At 64.7% G+C, this 22979-nt stretch carries 24 protein-coding genes and 2 tRNA genes; 7 read left to right on the top strand and 19 right to left on the bottom strand.

Annotated features, from left to right (window positions below):
• The first annotated feature begins 80 nt into the window (after positions 1-80).
• On the top strand, positions 81-1367 hold the full coding sequence (locus KDW96_RS04550) for an MgtC/SapB family protein (RefSeq protein ID WP_370295434.1): 1287 nt from the start codon (positions 81-83) through the stop codon (positions 1365-1367).
• 5 nt (positions 1368-1372) lie between these two features.
• Here KDW96_RS04550 and KDW96_RS04555 read toward each other — a convergent pair whose 3' ends face one another.
• The 4 genes from KDW96_RS04555 to KDW96_RS04570 all read right to left on the bottom strand — a co-directional run bounded on the left by KDW96_RS04555 (position 1373) and on the right by KDW96_RS04570 (position 5044).
• Positions 1373-2737: a DNA recombination protein RmuC gene (locus KDW96_RS04555; RefSeq protein ID WP_255840474.1), complete on the bottom strand. Its 1365-nt coding sequence runs from the start codon at positions 2735-2737 to the stop codon at positions 1373-1375.
• A gap of 187 nt (positions 2738-2924) precedes the next feature.
• Complete coding sequence (locus KDW96_RS04560) at positions 2925-3332, bottom strand: tetratricopeptide repeat protein (protein ID WP_255839243.1); 408 nt, start codon at positions 3330-3332, stop codon at positions 2925-2927.
• A 515-nt stretch (positions 3333-3847) separates the two neighbouring features.
• Positions 3848-4600 carry an RES family NAD+ phosphorylase gene (locus KDW96_RS04565; protein WP_255839244.1) on the bottom strand — a complete coding sequence of 251 codons (753 nt, stop codon included), beginning with the start codon at positions 4598-4600 and terminating at the stop codon, positions 3848-3850.
• Positions 4601-4675: 75 nt separating this feature from the next.
• Positions 4676-5044, bottom strand: a complete 369-nt coding sequence (locus KDW96_RS04570; protein ID WP_255839245.1) for an antitoxin Xre/MbcA/ParS toxin-binding domain-containing protein — start codon at positions 5042-5044, stop codon at positions 4676-4678.
• Between the two features lie 138 nt (positions 5045-5182).
• On the opposite strand from KDW96_RS04570, the gene KDW96_RS04575 reads away from it, so the two are divergent.
• The 3 genes from KDW96_RS04575 to KDW96_RS04585 are packed head-to-tail and all read left to right on the top strand — an operon-like array spanning position 5183 to position 8353.
• Positions 5183-7792, top strand: a complete 2610-nt coding sequence (locus KDW96_RS04575) for an intermembrane phospholipid transport YdbH family protein (protein WP_255839246.1) — start codon at positions 5183-5185, stop codon at positions 7790-7792.
• A gap of 13 nt (positions 7793-7805) precedes the next feature.
• Positions 7806-7997 (top strand): YnbE family lipoprotein, encoded by a 192-nt coding sequence (locus KDW96_RS04580; RefSeq protein WP_255839247.1) that lies wholly within the window; start codon positions 7806-7808, stop codon positions 7995-7997.
• 11 nt (positions 7998-8008) lie between these two features.
• Positions 8009-8353, top strand: a complete 345-nt coding sequence (locus tag KDW96_RS04585; protein ID WP_255839248.1) for a YdbL family probable chaperone protein — start codon at positions 8009-8011, stop codon at positions 8351-8353.
• Between the two features lie 226 nt (positions 8354-8579).
• Here the strand turns inward: KDW96_RS04585 and KDW96_RS04590 are convergent.
• The 4 genes from KDW96_RS04590 to dapA form a co-directional block, all read right to left on the bottom strand.
• Positions 8580-8669: transfer RNA gene (locus KDW96_RS04590), tRNA-Ser, on the bottom strand.
• A gap of 176 nt (positions 8670-8845) precedes the next feature.
• A complete protein-coding gene (locus tag KDW96_RS04595) occupies positions 8846-9715 on the bottom strand; it encodes a phosphoribosylaminoimidazolesuccinocarboxamide synthase (RefSeq protein ID WP_255839249.1) in 870 nt (289 codons plus the stop codon).
• 105 nt (positions 9716-9820) lie between these two features.
• Positions 9821-10939: an NlpB/DapX family lipoprotein gene (gene bamC / locus KDW96_RS04600; RefSeq protein WP_255839250.1), complete on the bottom strand. Its 1119-nt coding sequence runs from the start codon at positions 10937-10939 to the stop codon at positions 9821-9823.
• Between the two features lie 17 nt (positions 10940-10956).
• The gene (gene dapA, locus KDW96_RS04605; protein ID WP_255839251.1) at positions 10957-11835 is read right to left on the bottom strand and encodes a 4-hydroxy-tetrahydrodipicolinate synthase; all 879 of its coding nucleotides are present in this window, start codon (positions 11833-11835) and stop codon (positions 10957-10959) included.
• Positions 11836-12062: 227 nt separating this feature from the next.
• Between dapA and KDW96_RS04610 the strand changes: the two genes are divergently transcribed.
• Positions 12063-12620, top strand: coding sequence for a glycine cleavage system transcriptional repressor (locus tag KDW96_RS04610; RefSeq protein ID WP_255839252.1), 558 nt, complete (start codon positions 12063-12065; stop codon positions 12618-12620).
• 11 nt (positions 12621-12631) lie between these two features.
• Entirely contained in the window at positions 12632-13105 is a 474-nt protein-coding gene (locus tag KDW96_RS04615) for a peroxiredoxin (protein ID WP_255839253.1), read from the top strand.
• Positions 13106-13150: 45 nt separating this feature from the next.
• Here KDW96_RS04615 and KDW96_RS04620 read toward each other — a convergent pair whose 3' ends face one another.
• The gene (locus KDW96_RS04620) at positions 13151-14218 is read right to left on the bottom strand and encodes an AI-2E family transporter (RefSeq protein WP_255839254.1); all 1068 of its coding nucleotides are present in this window, start codon (positions 14216-14218) and stop codon (positions 13151-13153) included.
• A 40-nt stretch (positions 14219-14258) separates the two neighbouring features.
• Entirely contained in the window at positions 14259-14510 is a 252-nt protein-coding gene (locus tag KDW96_RS04625; RefSeq protein WP_255839255.1) for a sulfurtransferase TusA family protein, read from the bottom strand.
• A 106-nt stretch (positions 14511-14616) separates the two neighbouring features.
• Here KDW96_RS04625 and KDW96_RS04630 point away from each other — a divergent pair, with 106 nt between their 5' ends.
• Entirely contained in the window at positions 14617-16050 is a 1434-nt protein-coding gene (locus KDW96_RS04630) for a M48 family metalloprotease (RefSeq protein WP_255839257.1), read from the top strand.
• Between the two features lie 54 nt (positions 16051-16104).
• Here the strand turns inward: KDW96_RS04630 and nadA are convergent, their stop codons facing one another.
• The 9 genes from nadA to tolR form a co-directional block, all read right to left on the bottom strand.
• Entirely contained in the window at positions 16105-17163 is a 1059-nt protein-coding gene (gene nadA / locus KDW96_RS04635) for a quinolinate synthase NadA (protein ID WP_255839258.1), read from the bottom strand.
• 112 nt (positions 17164-17275) lie between these two features.
• A tRNA-Lys gene (locus KDW96_RS04640) sits at positions 17276-17351 on the bottom strand.
• A gap of 57 nt (positions 17352-17408) precedes the next feature.
• Positions 17409-18083 (bottom strand): 7-cyano-7-deazaguanine synthase QueC, encoded by a 675-nt coding sequence (gene queC, locus KDW96_RS04645; RefSeq protein WP_255839260.1) that lies wholly within the window; start codon positions 18081-18083, stop codon positions 17409-17411.
• Positions 18084-18731: a 7-carboxy-7-deazaguanine synthase QueE gene (gene queE / locus KDW96_RS04650; protein ID WP_255839261.1), complete on the bottom strand. Its 648-nt coding sequence runs from the start codon at positions 18729-18731 to the stop codon at positions 18084-18086.
• A gap of 118 nt (positions 18732-18849) precedes the next feature.
• Complete coding sequence (gene ybgF / locus KDW96_RS04655; protein WP_255839262.1) at positions 18850-19662, bottom strand: tol-pal system protein YbgF; 813 nt, start codon at positions 19660-19662, stop codon at positions 18850-18852.
• A 6-nt stretch (positions 19663-19668) separates the two neighbouring features.
• Positions 19669-20166 (bottom strand): peptidoglycan-associated lipoprotein Pal, encoded by a 498-nt coding sequence (pal, locus tag KDW96_RS04660; RefSeq protein WP_255839263.1) that lies wholly within the window; start codon positions 20164-20166, stop codon positions 19669-19671.
• Positions 20167-20215: 49 nt separating this feature from the next.
• Positions 20216-21517 (bottom strand): Tol-Pal system beta propeller repeat protein TolB, encoded by a 1302-nt coding sequence (gene tolB / locus KDW96_RS04665; RefSeq protein ID WP_255839264.1) that lies wholly within the window; start codon positions 21515-21517, stop codon positions 20216-20218.
• Entirely contained in the window at positions 21514-22503 is a 990-nt protein-coding gene (gene tolA / locus KDW96_RS04670) for a cell envelope integrity protein TolA (protein ID WP_255840475.1), read from the bottom strand. Before tolA ends, tolB begins: the two co-directional genes overlap by 4 nt.
• Positions 22500-22952: a protein TolR gene (gene tolR, locus KDW96_RS04675; protein ID WP_255839265.1), complete on the bottom strand. Its 453-nt coding sequence runs from the start codon at positions 22950-22952 to the stop codon at positions 22500-22502. The genes tolA and tolR overlap by 4 nt, the downstream gene beginning before the upstream one ends.
• Positions 22953-22979: the final 27 nt, after the last annotated feature.

Genomic DNA, 22979 nt, shown 5'->3' on the forward strand with positions numbered 1-22979 from the left:
TCGCATCCGCCTCGCTATCCCCTGAGCCGCCGCTGCGTTGATCTCGCGCAAGGGGCCAAGGACGCCCGTTGGCTAGACTGCTGGGATCACGCCGCGCTCAAGGATGCACCGTGCCCGAGGCCCTCGACACCCTGCTGAATTTCGCCAGTGCCCTGGCCGCCGGCCTGTTGATCGGCGCCGAGCGCGGCTGGCAGCAGCGCGAAAGCGAAGACGGCCGCTTCGCCGCCGGCATCCGCACCTTCGCCCTCTGCGGCCTGCTCGGCGGCTTCGCCCAGTTGCTCGGCGAGTACCTGGGCGTGCTGGCCTGGGCGGTGATCTTCGCCGGCTTCGCCGCCCTGGTGATCGCCGCCTATTTCGGCGAGCTGATGCGTCGCGGCGACATGGGAATGACCAGCGAGGTGGCGCTGCTGATCACTTTCCTGCTCGGCAGCCTGGCCGTCGCCGGCCACCCGCAGCTGGCCGCCGCGGGCGCCGTGGCGGTGGCCCTGCTGCTGAGCCTCAAGCGGGCGCTGCACGGCTCGCTGCACCGACTCAGCGAACTGGAACTGTCCGGCACGCTGAAGCTGCTGTTCATCTCCCTGGTGCTGCTGCCGGCCCTGCCCAATCAGAGTTACGGCCCCTGGCAGGTGTTCAACCCCTATATCACCTGGTGGATGGTGGTGCTGATCGCCGGCCTGGGCTTCGCCGCCTACATGGCGATCCGCCTGGCGGGTACCCGCCAGGGCCTGCTGATCACCGCGCTGCTCGGCGGCATCGTCTCCTCCACGGCGATGACCATCACCCTGGCCCGGCTCGACCGCGGGCGGGAGTTGCGCGCCATCATCGCCTGCGGACTGCTGAGCGCCTCGGCGCTGATGTTTCCCCGGGTGCTGCTGGAGGTCGGCCTGGTCAATGCCAGCTTGCTGCCGCAGCTGATCTGGCCCCTGGGCGTTGCCGGGCTGGTGTACGCCGGCGGCGCCCTGGCCTATGTCATCCAGGGTCAGAAGACCGAGACGGAAAACGCCGAGCCGCCGCTGAAGAACCCCTTCGAACTGGGGCCGGCGCTGCGATTCGCCGCCCTGCTGGTGGCAATCCTGTTCGTCGTCGAGGGCGCCCGCCGCTGGTTTGGCGATATCGGCGTGTATCTGGTGGCGCTACTGTCCGGGCTGGCCGATGTCGACGCCATCACCCTGTCCCTGGCGCACAGCGCCAAGAGTGAAATGGCCGCCGACGTGGCGGTGCGCGGCATCTTCCTGGCGAGCCTGAGCAACAGCCTGGTCAAGGGTTTGCTGATTGCGGTGATCGGTGGACGCGACCTGGCACTGCGCACCCTGCCGGTGATGGCCGCAGGCCTGCTCGCCGGCCTGCTGATCCTGCTGCTGATCTAGCGGCGTCAGTCCTCGCCGACCTCATCCAGCAGCGGTACGCCGGCGGCCTGCTCGAGCAACTCGGCCGGCAGGCTCTTGCTGGCCCGGGCGCCCAGCAGTTTGAGGTTCTCCACCCGACTGATGATGTTGCCGCGACCGTCGCACAGCTTGTTGCGCGCCGCCCCATAGGCCTTGTCCAGTTGCTGCAGGCGGCCGCCCATTTCGTCGAGGTCCTGAATGAAGGCGACGAACTTGTCGTACAACGCCCCGGCCCGTTCGGCGATCTCGCGGGCATTCTGGCTCTGCCGCTCCTGGCGCCAGAGGCTGTCGATCACCCGCAGGGTGGCCAGCAGAGTGGTCGGACTGACGATCACGATATTCTGCTCGAAGGCCTCCTGGAACAGACCGGGGTCGGCCTGCAGGGCCACGGCGAAGGCCGCCTCTATGGGCACGAAGAGCAGGACGAAATCCAGGCTGTGCAGGCCCTCCAGGCGCTGATAGTCCTTGAGCGACAAGCCCTTGAGATGGCCGCGCAGCGACTGCACATGCTGCTTCAGGGCCTGCTGGCGCGCAGCCTCGTCATCGACGCCAATGTACTGCTGGTAGGCGGTGAGGCTGACCTTGGCGTCCACCACCACCTGCTTGTCTCCGGGCAGCTGGATCAGCACGTCCGGCTGGAAGCGCTCGCCCTCGGCGCCTTTCAGACTGACCTGAGTCTGGTACTCGCGGCCCTTCTCCAGCCCGGCGTGCTCCAGTACCCGTTCCAGCACCAGCTCGCCCCAGCTGCCCTGGGTCTTCTGTCCTTTCAGGGCACGGCTGAGGGTCATCGCCTCGTCGCCCAGGCGCTGATTTAGCTGCTGCAGGCGCTCCAGCTCCTTGCCCAGGGAGAAGCGCTCGCGTGCCTCCTGCTGGTAGCTCTCCTCGACGCGCTTCTCGAAGGCCTGGATGCGTTCCTTCAGTGGGTCGAGCAACTGGCCCAGGCGCTGCTGGCTGGTTTCGGCGAAGCGCTGCTCGCGCTCGTCGAAGATCTTGCCGGCCAGCTCGGCGAACTGCGCACGCAGCTCATCGCGCGAGCCCTGCAGGTCCTCGAGGCGCTGCTGGTGGCTGTCCTGCTGCTCGCGCAGCTCGGCGCTAAGCGCCGCCTTCTCGGCGCCCAAGCGGCGCAGCTCGGCCTCCTGCTGCTCGCGCTGGGCGTGCCAGGCCTGGGCGGCTTCGCGGGCGACCTGCCGCTCATGCTGCAACAGTTCGCTCTCGCGGCGCAGGGCGGCCAGCTCGGCCTGCTGGTCGGCCTTGATCTCGCTGATCTCGGAGACTTCCTCGCGACAGGCCTCGAGCTGGGCGCTCAGGCCGGCCTGGGTGAGCTGGGCGCCACTCAGGCGCTCCTGCAGCAGGCTGCACTCCAGGCGCGCCTCGGCGGCGCGGCGCTGCAGTGACCAGGCCAGGGCCAGTGAAGGCACGGCAACGACGAGGGCACCGAGCAGCAGGGCCGGCAACATAGAAGGAAGATCGATGGGCATAAGCGGCTCCGCGCAAGACTGCCGGGCAGTATAACCAGCCGCGCGGGCGGTCAGGCGCGGATCAGAGGCCGTTCAGCAGGCGCCTGGCCTCATGGGAGCCCTGCGCCGCGGCCTGCTCCAGCCAGTGCCGAGCCTGCTGCGGCTCATGGCTGCGGGGCTGGCTGTAGAAGCGGCCCAACTCCAGCTGGGCGCGACGATCGCCGGACCGCGCGGCCTGGCGCAGCAACTCCAGGCCGATGCGCCGGTCGCGGTTGTTGTCGCAGTCGCGGCAGAGCATCTGCCCCAGGCGACTCTGCGCCTGCACCACACCCTGGCGAGCCGGCTGCTTGAGCAGGTACCCGGCGAAGCGCTTGACGCTGGGGGCATGTCCCAGGCGCGGACTGTCCAACAGCCACAAGGCGACTCGCAGCGGCAGGCGCGGACGATTGGACGGGGTTTCGGTGGGCAGGCGAGGCAGAACGCGGGGCATAGGGAACAGCAGCAGTGGCGGCGAGAAAGGCGCGCCACTCTACTCTTTTTTTCGCCGAGGTAAAGCCTTGCAGACCGGTCCTTTCGCGGCCCGCGAATGCAGCCTTCGACAATCCACAGAAGCTGTGGATAACTCAGTGGACAACATGCGCGCAAGCGCCCCAATCACCCATGGCACAAGGCCTCGGGTCAAACTGACGATTTTTTCACCAACGGAAAAAAATCATATTTTTCATTGACTTATAAAATCTTCACGAAGAATCAAGGGTTTACATCGAACAATGATTGTGCCTTGACAAGGCGCCTCACAAATGTGCACAAGTCTTTCGCCAAAGTCCGCAAACGCCCCGTTTCAGCGCGTTTCCAGGGCTCTGTTCGCCCCCTCGGCAACGGCCGCCAGAGGCTCCTTCTGCGACCCTCGAACGGGCCTGCATGCTGCGGCAGCCAACCGCTCCGGCCAAGCCCTGCGGCCTATGGCCGCACGCCCTCAAACGGGTGTGCGGTACCCCCAATGACTCAGGCCGGCAGGGGCAGCTGTCCGTCGACCAGGTAGTCCTCGAAGTGGAACATACGCGGGGTGTCGGGCGCCTGGGCATGCTTGAACGCCACATAGCCGGGCGTGGTTTCACACAGCCAGGGCAGCAGGTTGCGCGGACGCTTCTCCGCCAGCGCCCCGGGGGCGTAGAGCGCGACGTTGCTGCCGCCCAGGGGGCAGCGCGCGGAGCGGTATTCGAAGGCCTCGACCCCGGCGGCGCGCATGGACGCCCCCAGCGCCTGGGTGCCGCGGTAATCGCTCGGATGACTCAGTGCGCGCTGAAACCGGCTGAACGGCGGCCGCTGCAGGCGAATGCCGCGCGCGACCTGATAGCGCGCCTCGAACGAGGCATGCTCGGACAGCACGCGCCCACTTGGCGGGGCACTGGCCATGCCATCCCAGAGCACAAAGCGGTAGTAGGCCGCCTCCGCCATGGCGGTTTCCAGGCGCAACGCCGCGTAGAACAGGCTGGGTTCCTGGCGGGTGCCGAAGCGCGAGCCCCAACGCAGCGGCGGATAACGGAATGGGGTTTTCAACAGGTAGTGCAGCGGCTCGGCATCCCGCGGCAGCGGCGGCTTGCTGCTTTCCAGCAGCTCCTCGAGCAATGCCTGCTCGGCCAGGTTGTCCACCAGCTGCAGGGTGGCGACCTGCTCCTGGCTCTCGACCAGGCGCACCAGCCGCCCGCGCAGGGGCGCCACCTGCTCGACTCCGCGACACGCTTGCCAGATGTCCATGGCGGCTCTTCCTTATAGTTGTTTGCCGGCTGCGCTGCGACATCACAGTACCGGCGCAGGCCTGTGCCCGGTTGCTCAGACCTTGCCGCGGATCGCGTCCAGGTACTCCACCACGTGCACCAATCCCTGCACCTGCCTCATCAGCGCCAGCGGCACGCCGGCCAGGTGACGGTTCTCGGTGCGCAGAAAATGACGCATGTCCTGCAAGTTGCCGCCAAATAACGCGAACAGGGCGCGGTACACGCGAATCAGCAGCAATGCCAGCTCGCCGGTCTTGCTTTGTGGTCGCAGACCACTGTCTGCCCAGCGGCTGATCGCCGTGCGGTGCACGCCGACGATGTCGGCCAACTCCTGCTGCGTCAGGCCCAGCTGCTCACGGGTATTGAGCAACGCCTTGGCCAACACCGCATCGGCATCGGCATGGGGTCGAGCGAGTGCACTCATGGCCTTCGACCTCTGTGTCTGTTTTCATCAATACTAATACCTAATGATGCGAATGCACAATTACCCGCACATCCCGATTGGCAGCCCGAGGCCCATGGGTTAACGTCCGGGGATGCTCCCCGCTATGGACCAGACCCCATGATCAGCCGGCGCACCTGGCTGCGACTCAGCTGTCTCCTGCTAGTGCTGGCCCTGCTCGGCGGTTACGCCTACTTGAGCTGGGGACGCCTGCTCGAGCGCCAGCATATCCAGCGCTTCGACTGGCATACGCCGCGCCTGACCCCGGACGGCTTAAGCCTCAGGCGCCTCGAGCTGCAACAGCAGAGCCCGGCCGGTACGCTGCAGCTGCAGATAGTCGGCCTGCAGCTGGGCTGGCGGGACTTCAGCCTGGAACCGCCCTTTTGGCAACAGGTCCGGATCGAACGACTGGCACTGCAGTGGCGCCCGGCTGCCGAGCGCGCGGAGACCGCCGAGCAAGCGCCCCCGCTGGATTTCCAGGCGTTGGGCCAACTCCTGGCCGCCCTGCCCCGCAGTCTGGTCGTTGAAGAGCTGCTCGCCGACCTGCCCTGCGCCAAGGGCCACTGCGAGCTGCGTGGCGACCTCCACCAAACCCGCACGGCTAGCGCAGGCACGCAGCTGGAGATGCAGCTACAGCGCCAAGGCGGCGACAGCCAACTGAGCGTCAATGCGCAACTGCACACCGACGCCGATACCCTGGAGCTGCAGCTGGCCCTGGCGCTCGATCAGCGCCCCCAGCTCAGCCTGCACAGCAGCCTGCAACGCACCGCCGATGGCCAGCAGTGGCACGGCGAACTGGCGGCGCCGACGCTGAACGAGTCCGCGGTCCTGCGCACCTGGCTCGAGGACTGGGCACCACTCCCTGAGTTGTCGCTGCCCGGGGCGCCGAGCGCCGCACAACTATCGGCCAGCTGGCAATTGCAACTGCCCCAAGGCGCCCCGGACCTCGACCTGCTGCGCCGCGCCAGCGGCCGGCTAAGCGCCAGCGGCACACTCCCCGAGCCCTGGCCCATCCCGGGGCTCGGCCAGCTGCAGGGCGAGTTCAGCCTGGCCCTGCTCGGTCTCGATGGGCACTGGCGGGCCGAACAGCTGGCCGCCGACCTCACGGTGCAGCAGCCGCTGGCCGACTGGCAGCGGACGCTGCCCGCCACACTGCGCAGCGACTCGCTGCAACTGCGCATCGAGGCGAGCGAGTCGCAGGACGTGCTCGCAGACAAGCTGACCGAACGCGCCCTGCCCCTGGCGATCCATCTGCGCGGCCAGGGTTCGACACCCTTCGAGCTGCGCGCTCAACTGGCCCTGACCAACGCGCCGCCCTGGGCCGCGCAGCTCACCGCCGCCCAGCTCGACATCAGCAGCCCGCGGCTCGATCTGGCCGACTGGCAAGCGCGCAAGCTGAAGGCCAGCCTGCAGTTCGAGGGTTACCTGGACGCCGAACAACTGAGCCTCGACTTGCTCAAGGGGTCGCAACTGAACCTCGAGCGGCTGACCGGCAGCGACCTGCAGCTGAAGCGACTGCGCGCCGACCTGGCTGGCCTGCAGTTGCAGGCTCAGCTGCAGGACGGAGCCGCCGAGGAGTGGCGCCTTGAAGGCCCCCTCGGGCTCCGCGCACGGCGCCTTGCCCATCCCGCCCTGATAACCCAGGGCTGGCGGTGGCAAGGCCGACTAAAGGCGATCGAGGAGCAGATAGAGTTGAACGGCCGGGTGTCCGCCGATTCGGACCTCCAGCTGCCTGTGCAATTGAGCTATGACGGCAATCGCGGCCTGCATGCCCACGCCCAGCTGCCGGAGCTGTTCCTGCGCGCCGGCAACCCGCTGGCCAAGACCCTGGCGCACTGGCCGGCTCTGCTCGAGCTGAACCGGGGACGGCTGAGCGCCAGCGCGGTGCTGAACCTGCCGCCCAATCAGGCGACGGCGCTGAAACTCGACCTGACGGCCAAAGGGTTGGCCGGGATCTATGACCGCGCCGCACTCAGCGGCCTCGACGCGCGGGCGCAGGTCAACCTGGCGCGAGGCGAGCTTCGGGTGACACTGGCCGAGCTGCGCCTGAAGGAAGCCAATCCAGGCGTCCCTGTCGGCCCGCTGCAACTGCGCGCCGACTACCGCGCGCCCATCGCACAGCTCGACCGGGGCCTGCTGGAGCTGCACCAGGCCCAGGCTGGGCTGATGGGCGGCACCGTGCGCGTGGCACCCGATCGCTGGCGCCTCGAACGGATTCCGCTGCTGGTGCCCCTGGAGCTGCGCGGCCTGCAACTCAACCGGCTGTTCACCCTGTACCCCGCCGAGGGCCTGGCCGGCACCGGCATCTTCGATGGCCAGCTGCCGCTGCACCTGAGCACGGAGGGTATCCAGGTCGAGCGCGGTCGGATCGCCGCCCGCACCCCGGGCGGGCGCCTGCAACTGCGCTCCGAGCGCATCAGGGCACTGGGCAGCAGCAATCCCACCATGCAATTGGTCACCCAGTCATTGGAAGACTTTCACTTCACCACGCTGCGCAGCCAGGTGGACTACGATCCCCAGGGCAAGCTGCTGCTGACCATGCGCCTGGAAGGACAGAACCCGGCCATCGAGCAGGGCCGCCCGATTCACTTCAACATCAACCTGGAAGAAGACATTCCCTCGCTCTTGGCCAGCCTGCAATTGACCGATAAGGTGAACGAAATCATCCGCCGACGCGTGCAACAACGCATACTGGAACGCAACGCCAACGCCGCTCCCAAGGAGCCTTGAAGGAGGACGCGCCATGCGCGTGCAGATCTGTCTACCGATCTTGCTACTGGGCCTGCTGAGTGCAGCCTGCACCCCGACCGTGCAGCTGACCGCCCCCAAGGAGCCGATCAACATCAACCTCAACGTGAAGATTGAGCACGAAATCTACATCAAGGTGGACAAGGCGCTGGACGACATGTTCAGCGAGTCCAGCGGACTGTTTTGAGGAGCCCAGCCATGACCCTGTCTAGACGCATCGCCAGCCTGTTACTGCTGCTCAGCCTGAGCCTGCCGGCCCTGGCCCTGAACCTCAACGAGGCCATGTCAGCCCTCGGCCCGGCCAAGGCCAGCGGCCAGCTCGGCGAGATGCCCAACGGCTACCTGGGCGTGGTGAAATCCGGCGGCCAAGCCGCGGAAATCGCCCGCCTGATCAACCAGGCCCGGCGCGCCGAATACCAGAAACTGGCCGACGAGAACGGCATCAAGCGCAGCGACGTGGAAGCCATCGCCGGGCAGAAAGCCATCGACAGAACCCCCTCCGGCCAGTACATCCAGCTCCAGGGTCAGTGGCGACGCAAGTAGTTCACCGCGAGAACGACAAAGCCCCCCCGACGCGCAAACCTCGGGGGCTTTGTCTTGTAGATGCGGTGGATAACACCAGAAAAGGCACGCTGGCCGCTCACTGTTGAGGGTCCGCCCCGAAGCCTCGAGTCAGGAGCTGGCCTTGCCACTCATATCCGGCGACTGCCGCAAAATTCCCCCAAACGAAAAAGGCTCCAGAGGCGTAAACCTCTGGAGCCTTTGAATATGGCGGGGAGATAGGGATTTGAACCCTAGGTACCATCGCTGATACAACGGATTTCGAATCCGTCCCGTTCGGCCACTCCGGCATCTCCCCACGGCGGCGCGCATGATAACAGCTGAAAGCGATTTGGCGAACCCCATTGAGATTTTTTTTCGCCTGCTTTCAGGTGCTTGCGTTAGGACCTGAGCCAGCCAGGGCACCAACGGCAGAAGTCCACTCCAACAAAAAGAGGCGCCCAAGCGCCTCTCCTGATCCGTCCGGCTTTCGCCTCAGGCGGTTAGCCGGGTCAGGGCTTCGCGGTACTTGTCGGCGGTCTTCTGCGCCACCTCGGCCGGGACAGCCGGCGCCGGTGGCTGCTTGTTCCAGCCGGTGGACTCCAGCCAGTCGCGCACGAACTGCTTGTCGAAACTCGGTGGGTTCCTTCCTTCGACATAGCTGTCGGCCGGCCAGAAGCGACTGGAGTCCGGAGTCAGCACCTCGTCCATCAGGGTCAAAGTGCCGTCGTCATCCAGGCCGAATTCGAACTTGGTATCGGCGATGATGATGCCGCGGGTGGCCGCGTACTCCACCGCCTTGCTGTACAGGGCGATTGCGGTGTCGCGCACCTGGGCGGCGAGCTCGGCACCGATGATGGCTTCGCACTGCTCGAAGGAGATGTTCTCGTCGTGATCGCCAACCGCCGCCTTGGTCGAGGGGGTGAAGATCGGCCGCGGCAGCTTGGCGGCCTCCTGCAGGCCAGCCGGCAAGGGGATGCCACAGACGGTGCCGCTCTTCTGGTACTCCTTCCAGCCGGAGCCGACGATGTAGCCGCGCACGATGGCCTCGACGGCGACCGGCTTGAGACGCTTGGCCACTACCGCACGTCCTTCGACCAGGGGCAACTCGGCGGCCGACACCACATCCTCGACGCGGTCGCCAGTGAAGTGGTTGGGCACCACGTCGGCCAGCTTGTCGAACCAAAAATTGGAGATCGAGGTGAGGATCTTGCCCTTGTCCGGAATCGGCTCGGCAAGAATCACGTCAAAGGCCGAGAGGCGGTCGGTGGCGACCATCAGCATGCGCTGGTCATCGATTTCATAGAGATCGCGGACTTTGCCCGAGTAGATCTTCTTAAGGCTCAGGGTCGCAGGAGTGGTCATATCGGGATTTCCGCCTTTAGCAAACGAAACAGGCGAAACCTGCGGGGTTTCGCCTATTGGTTTTCGCCCGGCCCGCACCTGCGGCCCGGGCCGATGGTTCGATTTCTAGCCGAGGTTTTCCTGGATCAGGCCCAGCACCCGACGGGCGACATCGGCCGGCGCCACGGTGTTGAGATCCTTCTCCACGGTGACCTGGACGCTGTCGCCGACCGGCGTCAGGCGTACCTGGTAGCGCTCGGCACGGGCCTCGATCTCTTCCTTGTCCGGTTCGCCGCCGAGCAATGAACCGAAGAAGCCGGGCTCCTCACCCTTGACCTTGGTGCCTTCGGCCAGGTTGATGTAGTACACGCCGAGGCTGCGATTGAGGTCGTCGACGCGCACGTCGGCCAGCTCCAGGGAGCGACCCACACCGGACCAGGCGCGATCGAAGTCGGCGCCCAGATTCAGCACCGGGTTGCCGTTGCCGTCCTCCGACAGGCTGACCCGGCTCGGCGCGTCGAAATCGCGCGCGGCCAGCAGGGACACGGAGCCACCCTGTTCGGCGCTACTCGCCAAGCTCGCCAGCAGCTCGTCGAGCAGCGCGGCATCCAGGCTCGTGTTGGCGCTGCGGCTGGTGAAGGCCACGTCGGCACTGCTGCCGGCCGGACGCTCGGCGCTGACCACGAAGATCTCGCTGGTGTTGCGCTGCACGCCCGGCTCGATGCGCACCCGCACGCGGGTTTCGGCATCGGCTGCCACGTCCGGAGCCTTGCTGCTCAGACGACGCGCCATCGCGCTGGACAGCGCGTCGAAACGCTGCCATTCGGTGCTGAACTCGCCAGTCTGCGGACGCTCTTCGACGATGCGAAAACCGTTGTCGGCAAAGAACTGACGGGCCACCGGCCAGACTTCCGCCGGCACGCGCTGGGCCACCAGCCAGCGCGACTCGCCGCTCTTCTGCAGGCTGAACTCACTGGCGTCGCCTCGCAGCACCAGGGACTGCGGGCGCGGCACCTCGTACTCACTCTCGGCCGCGCCGCTGGCCACCTGCTGCGGAATCGGCAGCAGCGGGTCGAGGCGCTTGGCCTCGACGTTGGCCGGCAACTGCATGGGCGCGGTTTGCCGTGCCTCGAGGTAATCACTCCCCCGATCGCGGAAATAACCATCTTCGCCCCACAACCAGCCACAACCGCTGGTGCTGGAGATGATCAGGGCAAGTGCAGAGAGTCCGGCCAGTCGCTTCATGCGTAGTATTTCCTCGATTAAACCAATACGCCGGACTGGCGCAGGGCCTGACGCAGCGGTTCATGACAGCGCGGACTGAGCCAGGTCAGCGGCAAACGGATGCCTTCCGGCATCATGCCCATCTCGTGCAGGGCCCACTTCACCGGAATCGGATTGGACTCGATGAACAGCGCCTTGTGCAGCGGCATCAGGCGGTCGTTGATGGCGCGCGCCAGGGCAGCATCGCCACGCATGGCCGCGGCGCACAGGTCGCTCATCGCACGCGGGGCGACGTTGGCGGTCACCGAGATATTGCCCTTGCCGCCCATCAGCATCAGCTCGACGGCGGTGGCGTCGTCACCGGAATAGACCAGGAAGTCCTTGCTCACGCGGTCCAGCACTTCCTGGCCGCGCTGCAGGTCGCCGGTGGCTTCCTTGATACCGATGATGTTGTCGATCTTCGCCAGCCGCTCCACGGTCTCCGGCAGCATGTCGCAGGCGGTGCGGCCCGGCACGTTGTAGAGGATCTGCGGAATCGCCACCGCCTCGGCGATGTGGCGGAAGTGCAGGTACAGGCCTTCCTGGGTCGGCTTGTTGTAATAGGGGGTAACCAGCAGACAGGCGTCGGCGCCGACATCCTTGGCCGCGCGGGTCAGCTCGACCGACTCGCGGGTGGAGTTGCCGCCGGTACCGGCGATCACCGGAATGCGCCCGGCCACCTGATCGACCACGCGACGGATCGCCTCGATATGCTCGGTCACCTCCAGCGTGGCGGACTCACCCGTGGTGCCGACCGCGACGATGGCGTTGGTGCCCTCTTGCAGGTGGAAATCCACCAGTTTGCTGAGGCTGTCCCAGTCGAGACCACCCTGCGCATCCATGGGCGTGACCAGTGCCACCATACTGCCCGCAATCATGCAACCGCTCCTGCTGGAAAATGAGAGCCGTAATGGTACTGGCGCCACCTGGCTTGCACAAGCGAAGGACAAGGCCTTGGGGCAAGTGGCGGCTCAGCTTTATCAGCACAATATTCGAGGTGCATGCGAGTCCCGAGCATTCCCCTGAGCGGCGCTTTTCGCTACCCTTCCGGCTTTGCTCGGTACCGCGCCTGCGGTCCGACCGTTCATCGTTTTAGGAAGGCTGCATGTCCACCCCCCCAGTTCGCGAACAATTCCTCGTCATCAGTGCACTCGGCCCCAACGCCATGGAGCTGACCAATGTGCTGTGCCGCGCCAGCCATGAGAACCGCTGCGCCGTGGTCAGCACTCGCCTGAGCCGCCACGGTGAGTTCAGCGCCCTGGTGCTGCAGATCTCCGGCAACTGGGATGCACTGGCACGCCTGGAATCGAGCCTGCCCTCCCTGGCCAAGAAGCACAGCTTTTCAGTCAACGTGATTCGCAGCGGCAACGCCGACAGCCGCCCCCAGGCTCTGCCCTACGTGGCTTACGTGAGCTCGGTGTACCGCCCGGACATCCTCAACGAGCTGTGCCAGTTCTTCATCGACCACCACGTCGAGCTGGAGAACCTGACCTGCGACACCTACCAGGCGCCGCAGACCGGCGGCACCATGCTCAACGCCACCCTGACCGTGACCCTGCCCGCCGGCACCCAGATCAGCTGGCTGCGCGACCAGTTCCTCGACTTCGCCGACGCCCTGAACCTCGACGCGCTGATCGAACCCTGGCGCCCGCAGAACCCATAAGGAGCCTTGCCATGGCCGTCGCACTCGACACCCCGATCCCTGATTTCCTCGCCCAGGCCACCAGCGGCCAGCAAGTCCAGCTGTCCGCCCTGCGCGGCCAGCAGGTGGTGATCTACTTCTACCCCAAGGACAGCACCCCGGGCTGCACCACCGAAGGCCAGGGCTTTCGTGACCAGTACCCGGCCTTCCAGGCGGCCAATACCCTGGTGTTCGGCGTGTCGCGCGACGGCTTGAAGTCCCACGAGAACTTCAAGTGCAAGCAGGCCTTCCCCTTCGAGCTGATTTCCGACAAGGACGAGGCGCTCTGCCAGCTGTTCGACGTGATCAAGCTGAAGAAGCTCTACGGCAAGGAATACCTGGGCGTCGACCGCAGCACCTTCCTGATCGACCAGCACGGCGTGCTGCGCCAGGAGTGGCGCGCAGTGAAGGTGCCCGGCCATGTCGACGCCGTACTGGCGGCAGCCCAGGCGCTGAACAAGGGCTGACCTCCACGCCCGCAAAGAAAAGGCCGCGTGATGCGGCCTTTTCTTTTACTCGCTTTGCACCTGCAGCTCTCGCCGCGGCCAGGCGCTCAGCACCGCCTTGAACAGGGTCGCCAGGGGGATGGCGAAGAACACCCCCCAGAAGCCCCACAGACCACCAAACAGCAGCACCGCGCAGATGATCGCCACCGGGTGCAGGTTGACCGCCTCGGAGAACAACAGCGGCACCAGCACGTTGCCGTCCAGCGCCTGGATCACCCCGTAGACCACCATCAGGTAGAGAAACTGGTCGCTCAAGCCCCACTGGAACAGGGCGATCAATGCCACCGGCACGGTGACCACCACCGCACCGATATAGGGGACCACCACCGACAAGCCTACCGCCAGGGCCAACAGCGCCGCGTAGTTGAGTCCCAGCGCGGCGAAGGCGATATAGGTCACGCCGCCGCAGATGAGGATTTCGATGAACTTGCCGCGGATGTAGTTGGCGATCTGCTGGTTCATCTCTTGCGCCACCTGGGTGATCAGGGCTCGCTCGCGCGGCAGATAGCCACGCAGCCATGCGCCGATCAGCTGCCGGTCCTTGAGGAAGAAGAACACCAGGATGGGCACCAGCACCACGTAGATCATGATGCCGACCAGCAACGGCAGGCTGGACAGGGAGAAGGACAGCGCCCATTGGCCGAATTGCCCCAGTTCGCCACGCACCGTCTCGATCAGCTGCAGCACCTGGGCATCACTGATCAGATTGGGGTAGCGTTCGGGCAACAGCAGGAACAACGCCTGCCACTCGCCGAGCATGCGCGGCAGCTCGTTGAACAGGTTGCTCAGCTGCCGCCACAGCAGCGGCATCAGCACCAGCAGGAACAGACCGAGCAGGCTCATGAACAGGGTAAATACCAGCCAGACCGCGGCCAATTGCGGCAGCCGAAGGCGCTCCAATGCATTGACCAGCCCCTGCATCAGGAACGCCAGCACCAGCCCGGTAAACACCGGCGCCAGCATCCCGCCCAGGGTCAGAATCACCGCAAAACCGAGGATCAACAACACCGCCAACACCACGGCCTGCTCGTCGGAGAAGTAGCGGTGCATCCAGTCGCGTAACACCTTGACCATCAAGATTCCTTAGATAGAAACGTCCCGCGCAAACAGTGCGTCAGGCTTTGCGCAGCCAATAACGATAAACACCCGCCTCGACTTCCTCGCGCAGCAGGCAATGCCCGGCGAGCGTCGCGAAGGCACGGAAGTCGCGCTGCGAGCCGGCATCCGTGGCGGTCACCTTCAGGACCGCACCGCTGGCCAGACGGTTCAGCTCCAGCTTGGCCTTGAGCAACGGCAACGGGCAGCTCAGCCCGCTGGCATCCAGCTCCGCATCGCAGGCGCCTGACCACTCTTGCGTATCGTTCATGCCACCCTCCAAATCAAGCGCCTAGGATACCGAAGGCCGCACAACCCTGGCCAGGCGAATGCCCGCCCGGCTACAGTAACGCCTTTGTTCGCCAAGAGCCCCGTGCATGAATGTTCTGCGCCCTACCCTGTTGACGCTCGCCTGCCTGCTCGCCCTGCCCACCACGGCCAGCGACCTGCCGTCGCTCGGCGACGCCAGCTCCGCCCTGGTTTCACCCCAGCAGGAACACCAACTCGGACGCGCCTGGCTGGGCCTACTGCGCGGCCAGGTCAGCCAGCTGTCCGACCCACAGCTCAAGGACTTCGTCGAGACCAGCGTCTACCGCCTCAGCGAAACCAGCGAGGTGCAGGACCGGCGCCTGGAATTCGTGCTGCTCGACAGCCCGCAGATCAACGCCTTCGCCGCGCCCGGCGGGATCATCGGCGTCAACGGCGGCCTGTTCCTCTACGCCCAGACCGAAGCCGAGTACGCCTCGGTCATGGCCCACGAACTGGCGCACCTCTCACAGCGCCACTTCGCCCGCGGCCTCGAGGCCCAGCAACGTATGCAGGTGCCGATGATGGCCGCCATGCTGGCCGGCATCGTCGCCGCCGCCGCTGGCGCCGGCGACGTCGGCATCGCTGCCATCGCCTCGACCCAGGCGGCGGCGATTCAGGAGCAGCGGCGCTTCTCGCGGCAGAACGAGCAGGAGGCCGACCGCATCGGCCTGGTCAATCTGGAAAAGGCCGGTTTCGACCCGCGCGCCATGCCCAGCATGTTCGAGCGCCTCATGCGCCAGTACCGCTACGACCGCAAACCGCCGGAATTCCTGCTCACCCACCCGGTTTCCGAGTCGCGGATCGCCGACACGCGCAACCGCGCCGAGCAGTATGGCGCCGGCGGCATAAAGGACAGCCTGCGCTACCAGCTGATGCGCGCCCGCGTGAGCCTGATCTACGAAGACACGCCGGGCCTCGCCGCCAAGCGCTTTCGCAGCATGCTGGAGGAGAACCCCAAGCTCGACGCAGCGCGCTACGGCCTGGCCCTGGCGCAGATCAAGGGCGGCCAGCACAAGCAAGCCCGCGAGACCCTGCAGCCCCTGCTGCAGAAGACCCCGAACGACCCGAGCTACAACCTCGCGCAGATCGAACTGGACATCGCCTCGAACCAGCTCGATCCTGCCCAGAGCCGCATCGCGCGACTGCTCACCCTGTACCCGAACAGCTACCCGCTGCAGCAGGCCCGGATCGATCTAATGATGAAGCAGGGACGTGTCGATGACGCCGAGCGCGCCCTCGACGACCTGCTGAAGAGCCGCCCCAAGGATCCGGACGTCTGGTACCTGGTCGCTGAAGTGCGCGGCCTCAGCGGCAACACCATCGGCCTGCACCAGGCCCGCGCCGAATACTTCGCCCTGGTCGGCGACTTCGACCAGGCCATCGAACAGCTCGACTTCGCCAAGCGCCGCGCCAGCAACAACTTCCAACTGGCGTCACGGATCGACGCACGGCAACGCGAGCTGATGGAAGATCAGCGCATGATCGAGCAGATGCTGCGTTAGGCAGACAATAGAAAGCCCGGATATTCCGGGCTTTTTTATTTGTCGGCGGCGCCTTCAGGCGTTGCCGGCCAGCTTCAGGCGTGCGGCCTGGGTGAAGTCCAGCATGCGCTTGAGCGGCTTGATCGCCCGCGGGATCAACGCCGGGTCGACATGGATCTCGTTGCTGCCCTCGCGCAGGCAGGCCAGGGTGCGCTCCAGGGTGTTCATCGCCATCCACGGACAGTGGGCGCAACTGCGGCAGGCCGCGCCATTGCCGGCGGTGGGCGCCTCGACGAACTCCTTGTCCGGACACAGCTGCTGCATCTTATAGAAGATGCCGCGGTCGGTGGCGACGATAAAGGTCTTGTTCGGCAGGGTCTGCGCCGCCTGGATCAGCTGACTGGTGGAACCCACCGCATCGGCCAGCTCGATCACCGCGGTCGGCGACTCGGGGTGCACCAGCACGGCCGCCTCCGGGTACAGCGCCTTCATGTCTTCCAGCTGCTTGGCCTTGAACTCCTCGTGAACGATGCAGGCACCGTCCCACAGCAGCATGTCGGCTCCGGTCTTGTTCTGGATGTAACGCCCCAGATGCTGGTCCGGCGCCCAGATAATGCTCTCGCCGTTGTCCATCAGGTGCTCGACGATCTCCACTGCGCAACTGGAGGTCACCACCCAGTCGGCCCGCGCCTTCACCGCTGCCGAGGTATTGGCATACACCACCACGGTGCGCTGCGGGTGTTGATCGCAGAAGGCGGCGAATTCGTCTACCGGACAGCCCAGATCCAGGGAGCAGGTGGCTTCCAGCGTCGGCATCAGCACACGCTTTTCCGGATTGAGGATCTTCGCCGTTTCGCCCATGAACTTGACCCCGGCCACCAGCACGGTCTGCGCCGAGTGCTGATTGCCGAATCGGGCCATTTCCAGGGAATCGGACACACAGCCACCGGTTTCCTCGGCCAGCGCCTGCAGGATCGGATCACAGTAGTAGTGGGCGACCAGTACGGCGTTCTGCTTTTTCAGCTCGGCGGCAATCTCGGCGCGGTAGAAGGACTCTTGCTCGGGCGTCAGCGGCTTGGGCTGCTTGGCGTCGAGATGAGCTTGAACCAGGAGGCGTTCGGAAATCTGCGTCATGTCATAAGGCCCTGTGAAGGTCTATTCAGAGCGGAGTTCTAGTATACCCGCCGATGGACGATGCGAGAGCAGACAGGACGGGAACACGGGGAGGTACTACGAGGAAGGAGGTTGGTGGGTCGTGTAGGATTCGAACCTACGACCAATTGGTTAAAAGCCAACTGCTCTACCAACTGAGCTAACGACCCAACGCGAGGCGTATAATACTGATTTAATTCAGAAAAACAACACCTCGTGAAAACTTTTTAGAAGTAGCGGGTAGGGTCGGCCACGCCGGCTCCAGCAAAGCCCGCCGCGCGCAGGCGACAGCTGTCGCATTTCCCGCAGGCGCGGCCATCGTCATCGGCCTGGTAGCAAGACACCGTCAGCGCGTAATCCACGCCATGCTGCAGCCCCGCCTGGACGATATCGGCCTTGCTCATGTTCTGCAGGGGGGCCTGGATACGAAAGCCCTGCCCCTCGACGCCTGCCTTGGTCGCCAGGTTGGCCATGCGCTCGAACGCCTCGACGAACTCGGGCCGGCAGTCCGGGTAGCCGGAGTAGTCCACCGCATTGACCCCGATAAAGATGTCGCGCGCCCCAAGCACCTCGGCCCAGCCCAGCGCCAAGGACAGGAACACGGTATTGCGCGCCGGCACGTAGGTAACGGGAATGCCCTCGGTGGGCGACTCCGGCACCTCGATGCTGCTGTCGGTCAGGGCCGAGCCACCGATACCATTGAGATTGAGCCCGATAACCTTGTGCTCGACCACACCCAGCTGCTGGGCGACTCGCTCGGCCGCCTGCAGCTCGGCCCGATGCCGCTGGCCATAGTCGAAACTCATGCTGTAGCAGACGTACCCCTGGGCCTTGGCCAACGCCACCACGGTGGCCGAGTCCAGGCCGCCGGAAAGAAGTATTACCGCGCGCTTATCACTCATTTAATGTCCCGGCTCGTCGTTCCAGAGAATCTTGTGCAACTGCATCTGCAGGCGCACCGGCAGGTTGTCGGCAACTATCCAGTCGGCCAGGGTGCGCGCCTCCAGCTCATTGTGACTGGGCGACATCAGCACCTCGCCGGCACGCCTGTCCAGCTGGTACTGGATCAGCTTGGTCACGGCCCAGTCATAGTCCTCGCGGGAGCAGATGACGAACTTGACCTGATCGTTGGGCGTCAGCAGCTCGATATTCTCGTAGCGATTGCGCGCCACTTCCGCCGAGCCCGGCGTCTTGAGGTCGAGCACCTTGCTCACCCGCGGGTCGACCGCCGACACATCCAGGGCGCCGCTGGTTTCCAGGGAGACCTCATAGCCGGCGTCGCACAGCCGCTTGAGCAAGGGGATGCAATTGGGTTGCGCCAGCGGTTCGCCGCCGGTCACGCAGATGTAGCGCGGCTTGTAGCCGGCGACCTGCGCGACGATGGCATCGAGCGACACGATCTCGCCGCCGCTGAAGGCATAGGCGGTGTCGCAATACTGGCAGCGCAGGGGACAGCCGGTCAGGCGGACAAACACGGTCGGCAAGCCGGCGGTGCGCGTCTCGCCCTGCAGCGAGTAGAAAATCTCGGTAATTCGCAGGGTTTCTTGCATATCAGCCACGGGCGTGACGGCTAAACAGGCCATCCGCCTCCGTTGCGGGAAAGGGGGCGCCGATTCTAACGAAAAAACCCGCGCCAGGCGCGGGTTTTGTTGATCGGCGATTCAGCTTTTAGGGCAGACGCTGCAGATCGCGCTGGGCCAGCTGGGCGGCCGAGCTGCCGGGATACTGGGCGATGATCTGCTGGAGGATGCCCTTGGCCCTGTCGGTGTTACCCAGACGCTGCTCGACATCCGCAAGCTTGAACAGCGAATCCGGCACCTTGGCGTGCTGCGGGTAGGCCTGACTGACCCGGGCAAACGCCTGGCCGGCCCCCTGCAGGTCGCCCTTGGCCAGATTCACCTCGCCCAACCAGTACTGGGCGTTGCCGGCGTACTGACTTTCTGGATATTTGCGCAGGAAGGCGGCAAAAGCCTGACTGGCCTTGTCGAAGTCCTTGGCCTTGATCAGGTCGAAGGCAGCGTCGTAGAACAGCCTTTCCTTCTCCGGATCGGCCGGACCACTGGCCGCTGGCGCCTGCCCAATGGGCGCCTGAGGTGTGCCGCCGGCGCCAATCGCGCCATCGGCTGGGGAATTCTGGGTGGCTGCAGCACCTGCCGCACCACTGCCCATGCGTCGATCAAGATCCTGGTATCGCTCCAGGCTTTCCTGCTTCAAACGCTGGATCTCATTCTGTTGCTCTTCGAGCATGCCGCGCAGTTGCGCGATCTCCTGCTGCATCTGCTGCAGCTGGGTGAACATCATGCCTTGCGCCGAGGCAGGGGCTTGCGCCCCTCCCCCGACGTAGGCGCCGGACGTGCCGTAACCGGCCGGCGGATAGCTGCTGCCATAAGCGGCATCGTTATCCACCACGGGAACCTCGGCCCAGGCCGCGAACGGCAAGGCGAGCGCCAATACGGTTACAACACGACGGCAATTACGCATGACGAATTACTTGCGCAGTTCGACGCGACGGTTCTGAGCCCAGGACTGCTCGTCGTTGCCAGTGGCAACTGCACGCTCTTCGCCGTAGGAAACCAGTTCCAGCTGAGCCGGGGAAACGCCCTGCAGTACCAGGTAGCGCTGAACGGCCTTGGCACGACGCTCACCCAGAGCCATGTTGTACTCGCGGGTGCCGCGCTCGTCAGCGTGGCCTTCCAGAACGACGCGAGCGCCGTTGCCTTTCAGGTCCTTGCCGTGAACGTCCAGAGCGCGCATGGCTTCCGGCTTCAGGTCGGAGCTATCGTACTCGAAGTAGAAGGTGGTGATAGCGCGCAGAGCAGCTTCTTCGCTCAGGCTGCCATCAACAGCACCGCTGTCAGCGCCGTAGCCAGCGTTCGGATCAACAGCGCCTTCACCAGCAGCGTCACCGCCCTTCGAGGAACAACCTACAGCCACGGCCAGAGCCAGGCTCAGAGCAGCAAACTTGCCGAATTTCAGCATTTCCATCATGTAACCCCAATGTGTTAAGCAAAAGATTTAAAGGTAAAACGCCGCATCAGTTCAGGTAGGGGGACCAGGAAGGCTCTCGAACTTCGCCTTGAGCGGTAGGAAGAGGGAGCCTCACGCGTCCATTGATGGACGCTAACATCAAGACTCCCCGACCCTGCTGGCGGGTGGCGTAGATTAGCATGGTGCCATTAGGCGCAACAGTGGGAGATTCATCCAAACTGGTATCAGAAAGGATGCGCGGCGCCCCACCGCGAGCCAGATCCATGGCAGCTACCTTGAACACGGTAAAACCATCCTGGCGATGGATCATCACCAGGGTCTTTTCATCAGCAGAAAGCTTCGGGTTGGCATTGTAGTTGCCGACGAAGGTCACGCGCTCCACCGAACCGGTGCTGATGTTGGTCTTGTAAATCTGTGGTTTGCCGGCGCGGTCCGAGGTGAAGTAGAGGGTCTGGCCATCTTTCCCCCAGAACGGCTCGGTATCGATCGAGTAGTGATTGGTCACCCGGCGCAGTTGGCGCGAGCCCATGTCCATCACATAGATCTCCGGGTTGCCGTCACGGGACAACACGAAGGCCAGGCGGCTGCCGTCCGGCGACCAGGACGGCGCACCATTGAGCCCTTCGAAATTGGTGATCTGCTCGCGACGACCGGTGTCGATATGCTGGACGAAGATGCGCGGGCGTTTCTGCTCGAACGACACATAGGCGATGCGACGACCATCGGGCGCGAACGAAGGCGAGAGGATCGGCTCGCGGGACTGCAGCAGGGTCACCGCGCGGGCGCCATCGTAATCGGAGCGCTGCAGCGTATAGCGGGTATTGTTCACGGCAAAGCGCTCGGCCGTGACATAGAGCATGCGCGTGGAGAACGCGCCCTTGACCCCGGTCAGCTTCTCGAACGCCAGGTCGGCGATATGGTGGGCCATGTCGCGCAGCTGATCGACGCCACCGCCAACGCTGCCGGTCAGCACCTGCTGCTCGGTGGCGACGTTGAACAGGCCGAACTGCACCTGAAGACGGCCTCCGGTGGGCACCATGCTACCGACCAGCACATATTGTGCGCCCAGGGCCTTCCAGTCGCGGTAGATGACTTCACTGGCCTGGGTCGGCAGGCTGATCATGTTCTGCCGTGGAATCGGCTCGAACACCCCGGAGTTGCGCAGGTCGTTGCCGACGATTTCAGCCATGTCCTCGGGCAGCACGGTGCCGCCCTGCCAGCCGAAAGGCACCACGGCGATCGGGGTCGCTCGATCGGTACCACTGGTGATCACCAGTGGATCAGCTGCCTGCACGCTGCCGACCAACAGGGTCAGCCCTAACAGGGCGATACGCATCAGGGTATTCACAGACCTAAATCCTCCGGTTTGAAGATGACGCGACGCTGCCGGTAAAGCCGGTCGAACGTGGCGCGATCAAGTTGTTGCATTTCAGCGATACGCCCAACGTTGCGCACCGCCTGTACCGCCGAACTGTCAAATGGTGCATCGCCACTGCCACGGGTGACACTGGCGTTGATGATGGTGCCGTCGGGCAGCATCTCGATCAGCACCTCGACACTCATCCCGTTGCGCGCCGAAGGCGGGCGACGCCATTGCTCGCTCACCAGCCTGACGATCAAGTCGTCGAGACTACCGGCAACCTGGTCGCCATGGGTATCGGCCAGCGCCTGCTGATGCTGAACATCGTCCGACAACAATTCGGCCAATGCCGCGGCCTTCTTGTCTTCGACTGCCTTGCGCGCCTGCTCTGCAGCCTTCTTCTTGGCATCTTCGGCGGCTTTTTTCTTCGCCGCCTCGGCTGCAGCCTTTTTCTTGGCTTCTTCAGCCGCTTTCTTTTTAGCCTCTTCGGCGGCCTTCTTCTTGGCATCCTCGGCGGCTTTCTTCTTCGCCGCTTCGTCTGCCGCCTTCTTCTTGGCGATGTCGGCCAGCTTCTTCTGTTCCGCCGCCTTGGCGGCTTCGGCCTGCTTCGCCGCCTCGGACTTTTTCGCCGCTTCGGCCTTTCGAGCCTCCTCGGCCTTCTTTTGTTCCGCCGCCTTGGCCGCCGCCTGCTTCTGCTGCTCGGCCTTCTTCAGTTCCAGCTGCTCGGTTTCGAATTGCGGCGCGGCGGTTTTCTTCGCCTCACCGGCAATCTTCTGATTGGTCTGGGTGGTCGCCTGGCTCTGGGATTTCAACTGATACAGCGTGGCCTGAACGATCGGCCGGGCCGGCGGCAGATCCGGCGCGAAGGCGAAGCTGACGAACAGCATGGCAAACATCAGGACGTGCAGACTCACGGCCCAGACCACCGGCCAGAACAGGCTTTCCGAAGGAGAGCGCTCGCGCTGCTGCATCAGGGCGCCTCGGTGATCAGCCCGACGTTACCCACGTCAGCCTGCTGCAAGCCGCTCATGGCGGCCATCACGGAACCGTAATCCACCGCCTTGTCGCCGCGCACGAAGACCTGCACCTGCTTACCCTGGCTGCGGCCCTGATTGAGGATGGCGGTCACCGCCCGGACCATCTCCTCGAGGGTCAGGGCCTGGTCCTGCACCGTGTCGACATCGACTTCGGTGCCCATGTTCCAGTAGTAGGACTTGTCGGCCTTGATCGAAATGGTCAGCACCTGGGCATTGTTGTCCTGCGGCAACACCTCGCTGCTGACTTTCGGCAGGTCGACCTTGACCCCCTGGTTGAGCATCGGCGCGGTCACCATGAAGATCACCAGCAGCACCAACATCACGTCGATGTAGGGCACCACGTTCATCTCGGCGACGGGCTTGCGTCTGTTGCGAATTCTGGCCATGGCCTGAAACCTATCCTGAACGCCTGA

This window comes from Pseudomonas benzenivorans (genome assembly GCF_024397895.1).
Classification (GTDB): Bacteria; Pseudomonadota; Gammaproteobacteria; order Pseudomonadales; family Pseudomonadaceae; genus Aquipseudomonas; species Aquipseudomonas benzenivorans_A.

What these genes read in the sequence shown, in the direction of transcription:
- dapA (WP_255839251.1), bottom strand. Translation starts at nt 11,835, where the DNA reads ATGATTGCGGGCAGTATGGTGGCACTGGTCACGCCCATGGATGCGCAG.
- queE (WP_255839261.1), bottom strand. Translation starts at nt 18,731, where the DNA reads ATGCAAGAAACCCTGCGAATTACCGAGATTTTCTACTCGCTGCAGGGC.
- tolR (WP_255839265.1), bottom strand. Translation starts at nt 22,952, where the DNA reads ATGGCCAGAATTCGCAACAGACGCAAGCCCGTCGCCGAGATGAACGTG.
- KDW96_RS04630 (WP_255839257.1), top strand. Translation starts at nt 14,617, where the DNA reads ATGAATGTTCTGCGCCCTACCCTGTTGACGCTCGCCTGCCTGCTCGCC.
- KDW96_RS04585 (WP_255839248.1), top strand. Translation starts at nt 8,009, where the DNA reads ATGACCCTGTCTAGACGCATCGCCAGCCTGTTACTGCTGCTCAGCCTG.
- KDW96_RS04565 (WP_255839244.1), bottom strand. Translation starts at nt 4,600, where the DNA reads ATGGACATCTGGCAAGCGTGTCGCGGAGTCGAGCAGGTGGCGCCCCTG.
- pal (WP_255839263.1), bottom strand. Translation starts at nt 20,166, where the DNA reads ATGGAAATGCTGAAATTCGGCAAGTTTGCTGCTCTGAGCCTGGCTCTG.
- nadA (WP_255839258.1), bottom strand. Translation starts at nt 17,163, where the DNA reads ATGACGCAGATTTCCGAACGCCTCCTGGTTCAAGCTCATCTCGACGCC.
- KDW96_RS04570 (WP_255839245.1), bottom strand. Translation starts at nt 5,044, where the DNA reads ATGAGTGCACTCGCTCGACCCCATGCCGATGCCGATGCGGTGTTGGCC.
- KDW96_RS04560 (WP_255839243.1), bottom strand. Translation starts at nt 3,332, where the DNA reads ATGCCCCGCGTTCTGCCTCGCCTGCCCACCGAAACCCCGTCCAATCGT.
- ybgF (WP_255839262.1), bottom strand. Translation starts at nt 19,662, where the DNA reads ATGCGTAATTGCCGTCGTGTTGTAACCGTATTGGCGCTCGCCTTGCCG.
- KDW96_RS04610 (WP_255839252.1), top strand. Translation starts at nt 12,063, where the DNA reads ATGTCCACCCCCCCAGTTCGCGAACAATTCCTCGTCATCAGTGCACTC.
- KDW96_RS04615 (WP_255839253.1), top strand. Translation starts at nt 12,632, where the DNA reads ATGGCCGTCGCACTCGACACCCCGATCCCTGATTTCCTCGCCCAGGCC.
- KDW96_RS04625 (WP_255839255.1), bottom strand. Translation starts at nt 14,510, where the DNA reads ATGAACGATACGCAAGAGTGGTCAGGCGCCTGCGATGCGGAGCTGGAT.
- bamC (WP_255839250.1), bottom strand. Translation starts at nt 10,939, where the DNA reads ATGAAGCGACTGGCCGGACTCTCTGCACTTGCCCTGATCATCTCCAGC.
- KDW96_RS04595 (WP_255839249.1), bottom strand. Translation starts at nt 9,715, where the DNA reads ATGACCACTCCTGCGACCCTGAGCCTTAAGAAGATCTACTCGGGCAAA.
- queC (WP_255839260.1), bottom strand. Translation starts at nt 18,083, where the DNA reads ATGAGTGATAAGCGCGCGGTAATACTTCTTTCCGGCGGCCTGGACTCG.
- KDW96_RS04575 (WP_255839246.1), top strand. Translation starts at nt 5,183, where the DNA reads ATGATCAGCCGGCGCACCTGGCTGCGACTCAGCTGTCTCCTGCTAGTG.
- KDW96_RS04580 (WP_255839247.1), top strand. Translation starts at nt 7,806, where the DNA reads ATGCGCGTGCAGATCTGTCTACCGATCTTGCTACTGGGCCTGCTGAGT.
- KDW96_RS04620 (WP_255839254.1), bottom strand. Translation starts at nt 14,218, where the DNA reads ATGGTCAAGGTGTTACGCGACTGGATGCACCGCTACTTCTCCGACGAG.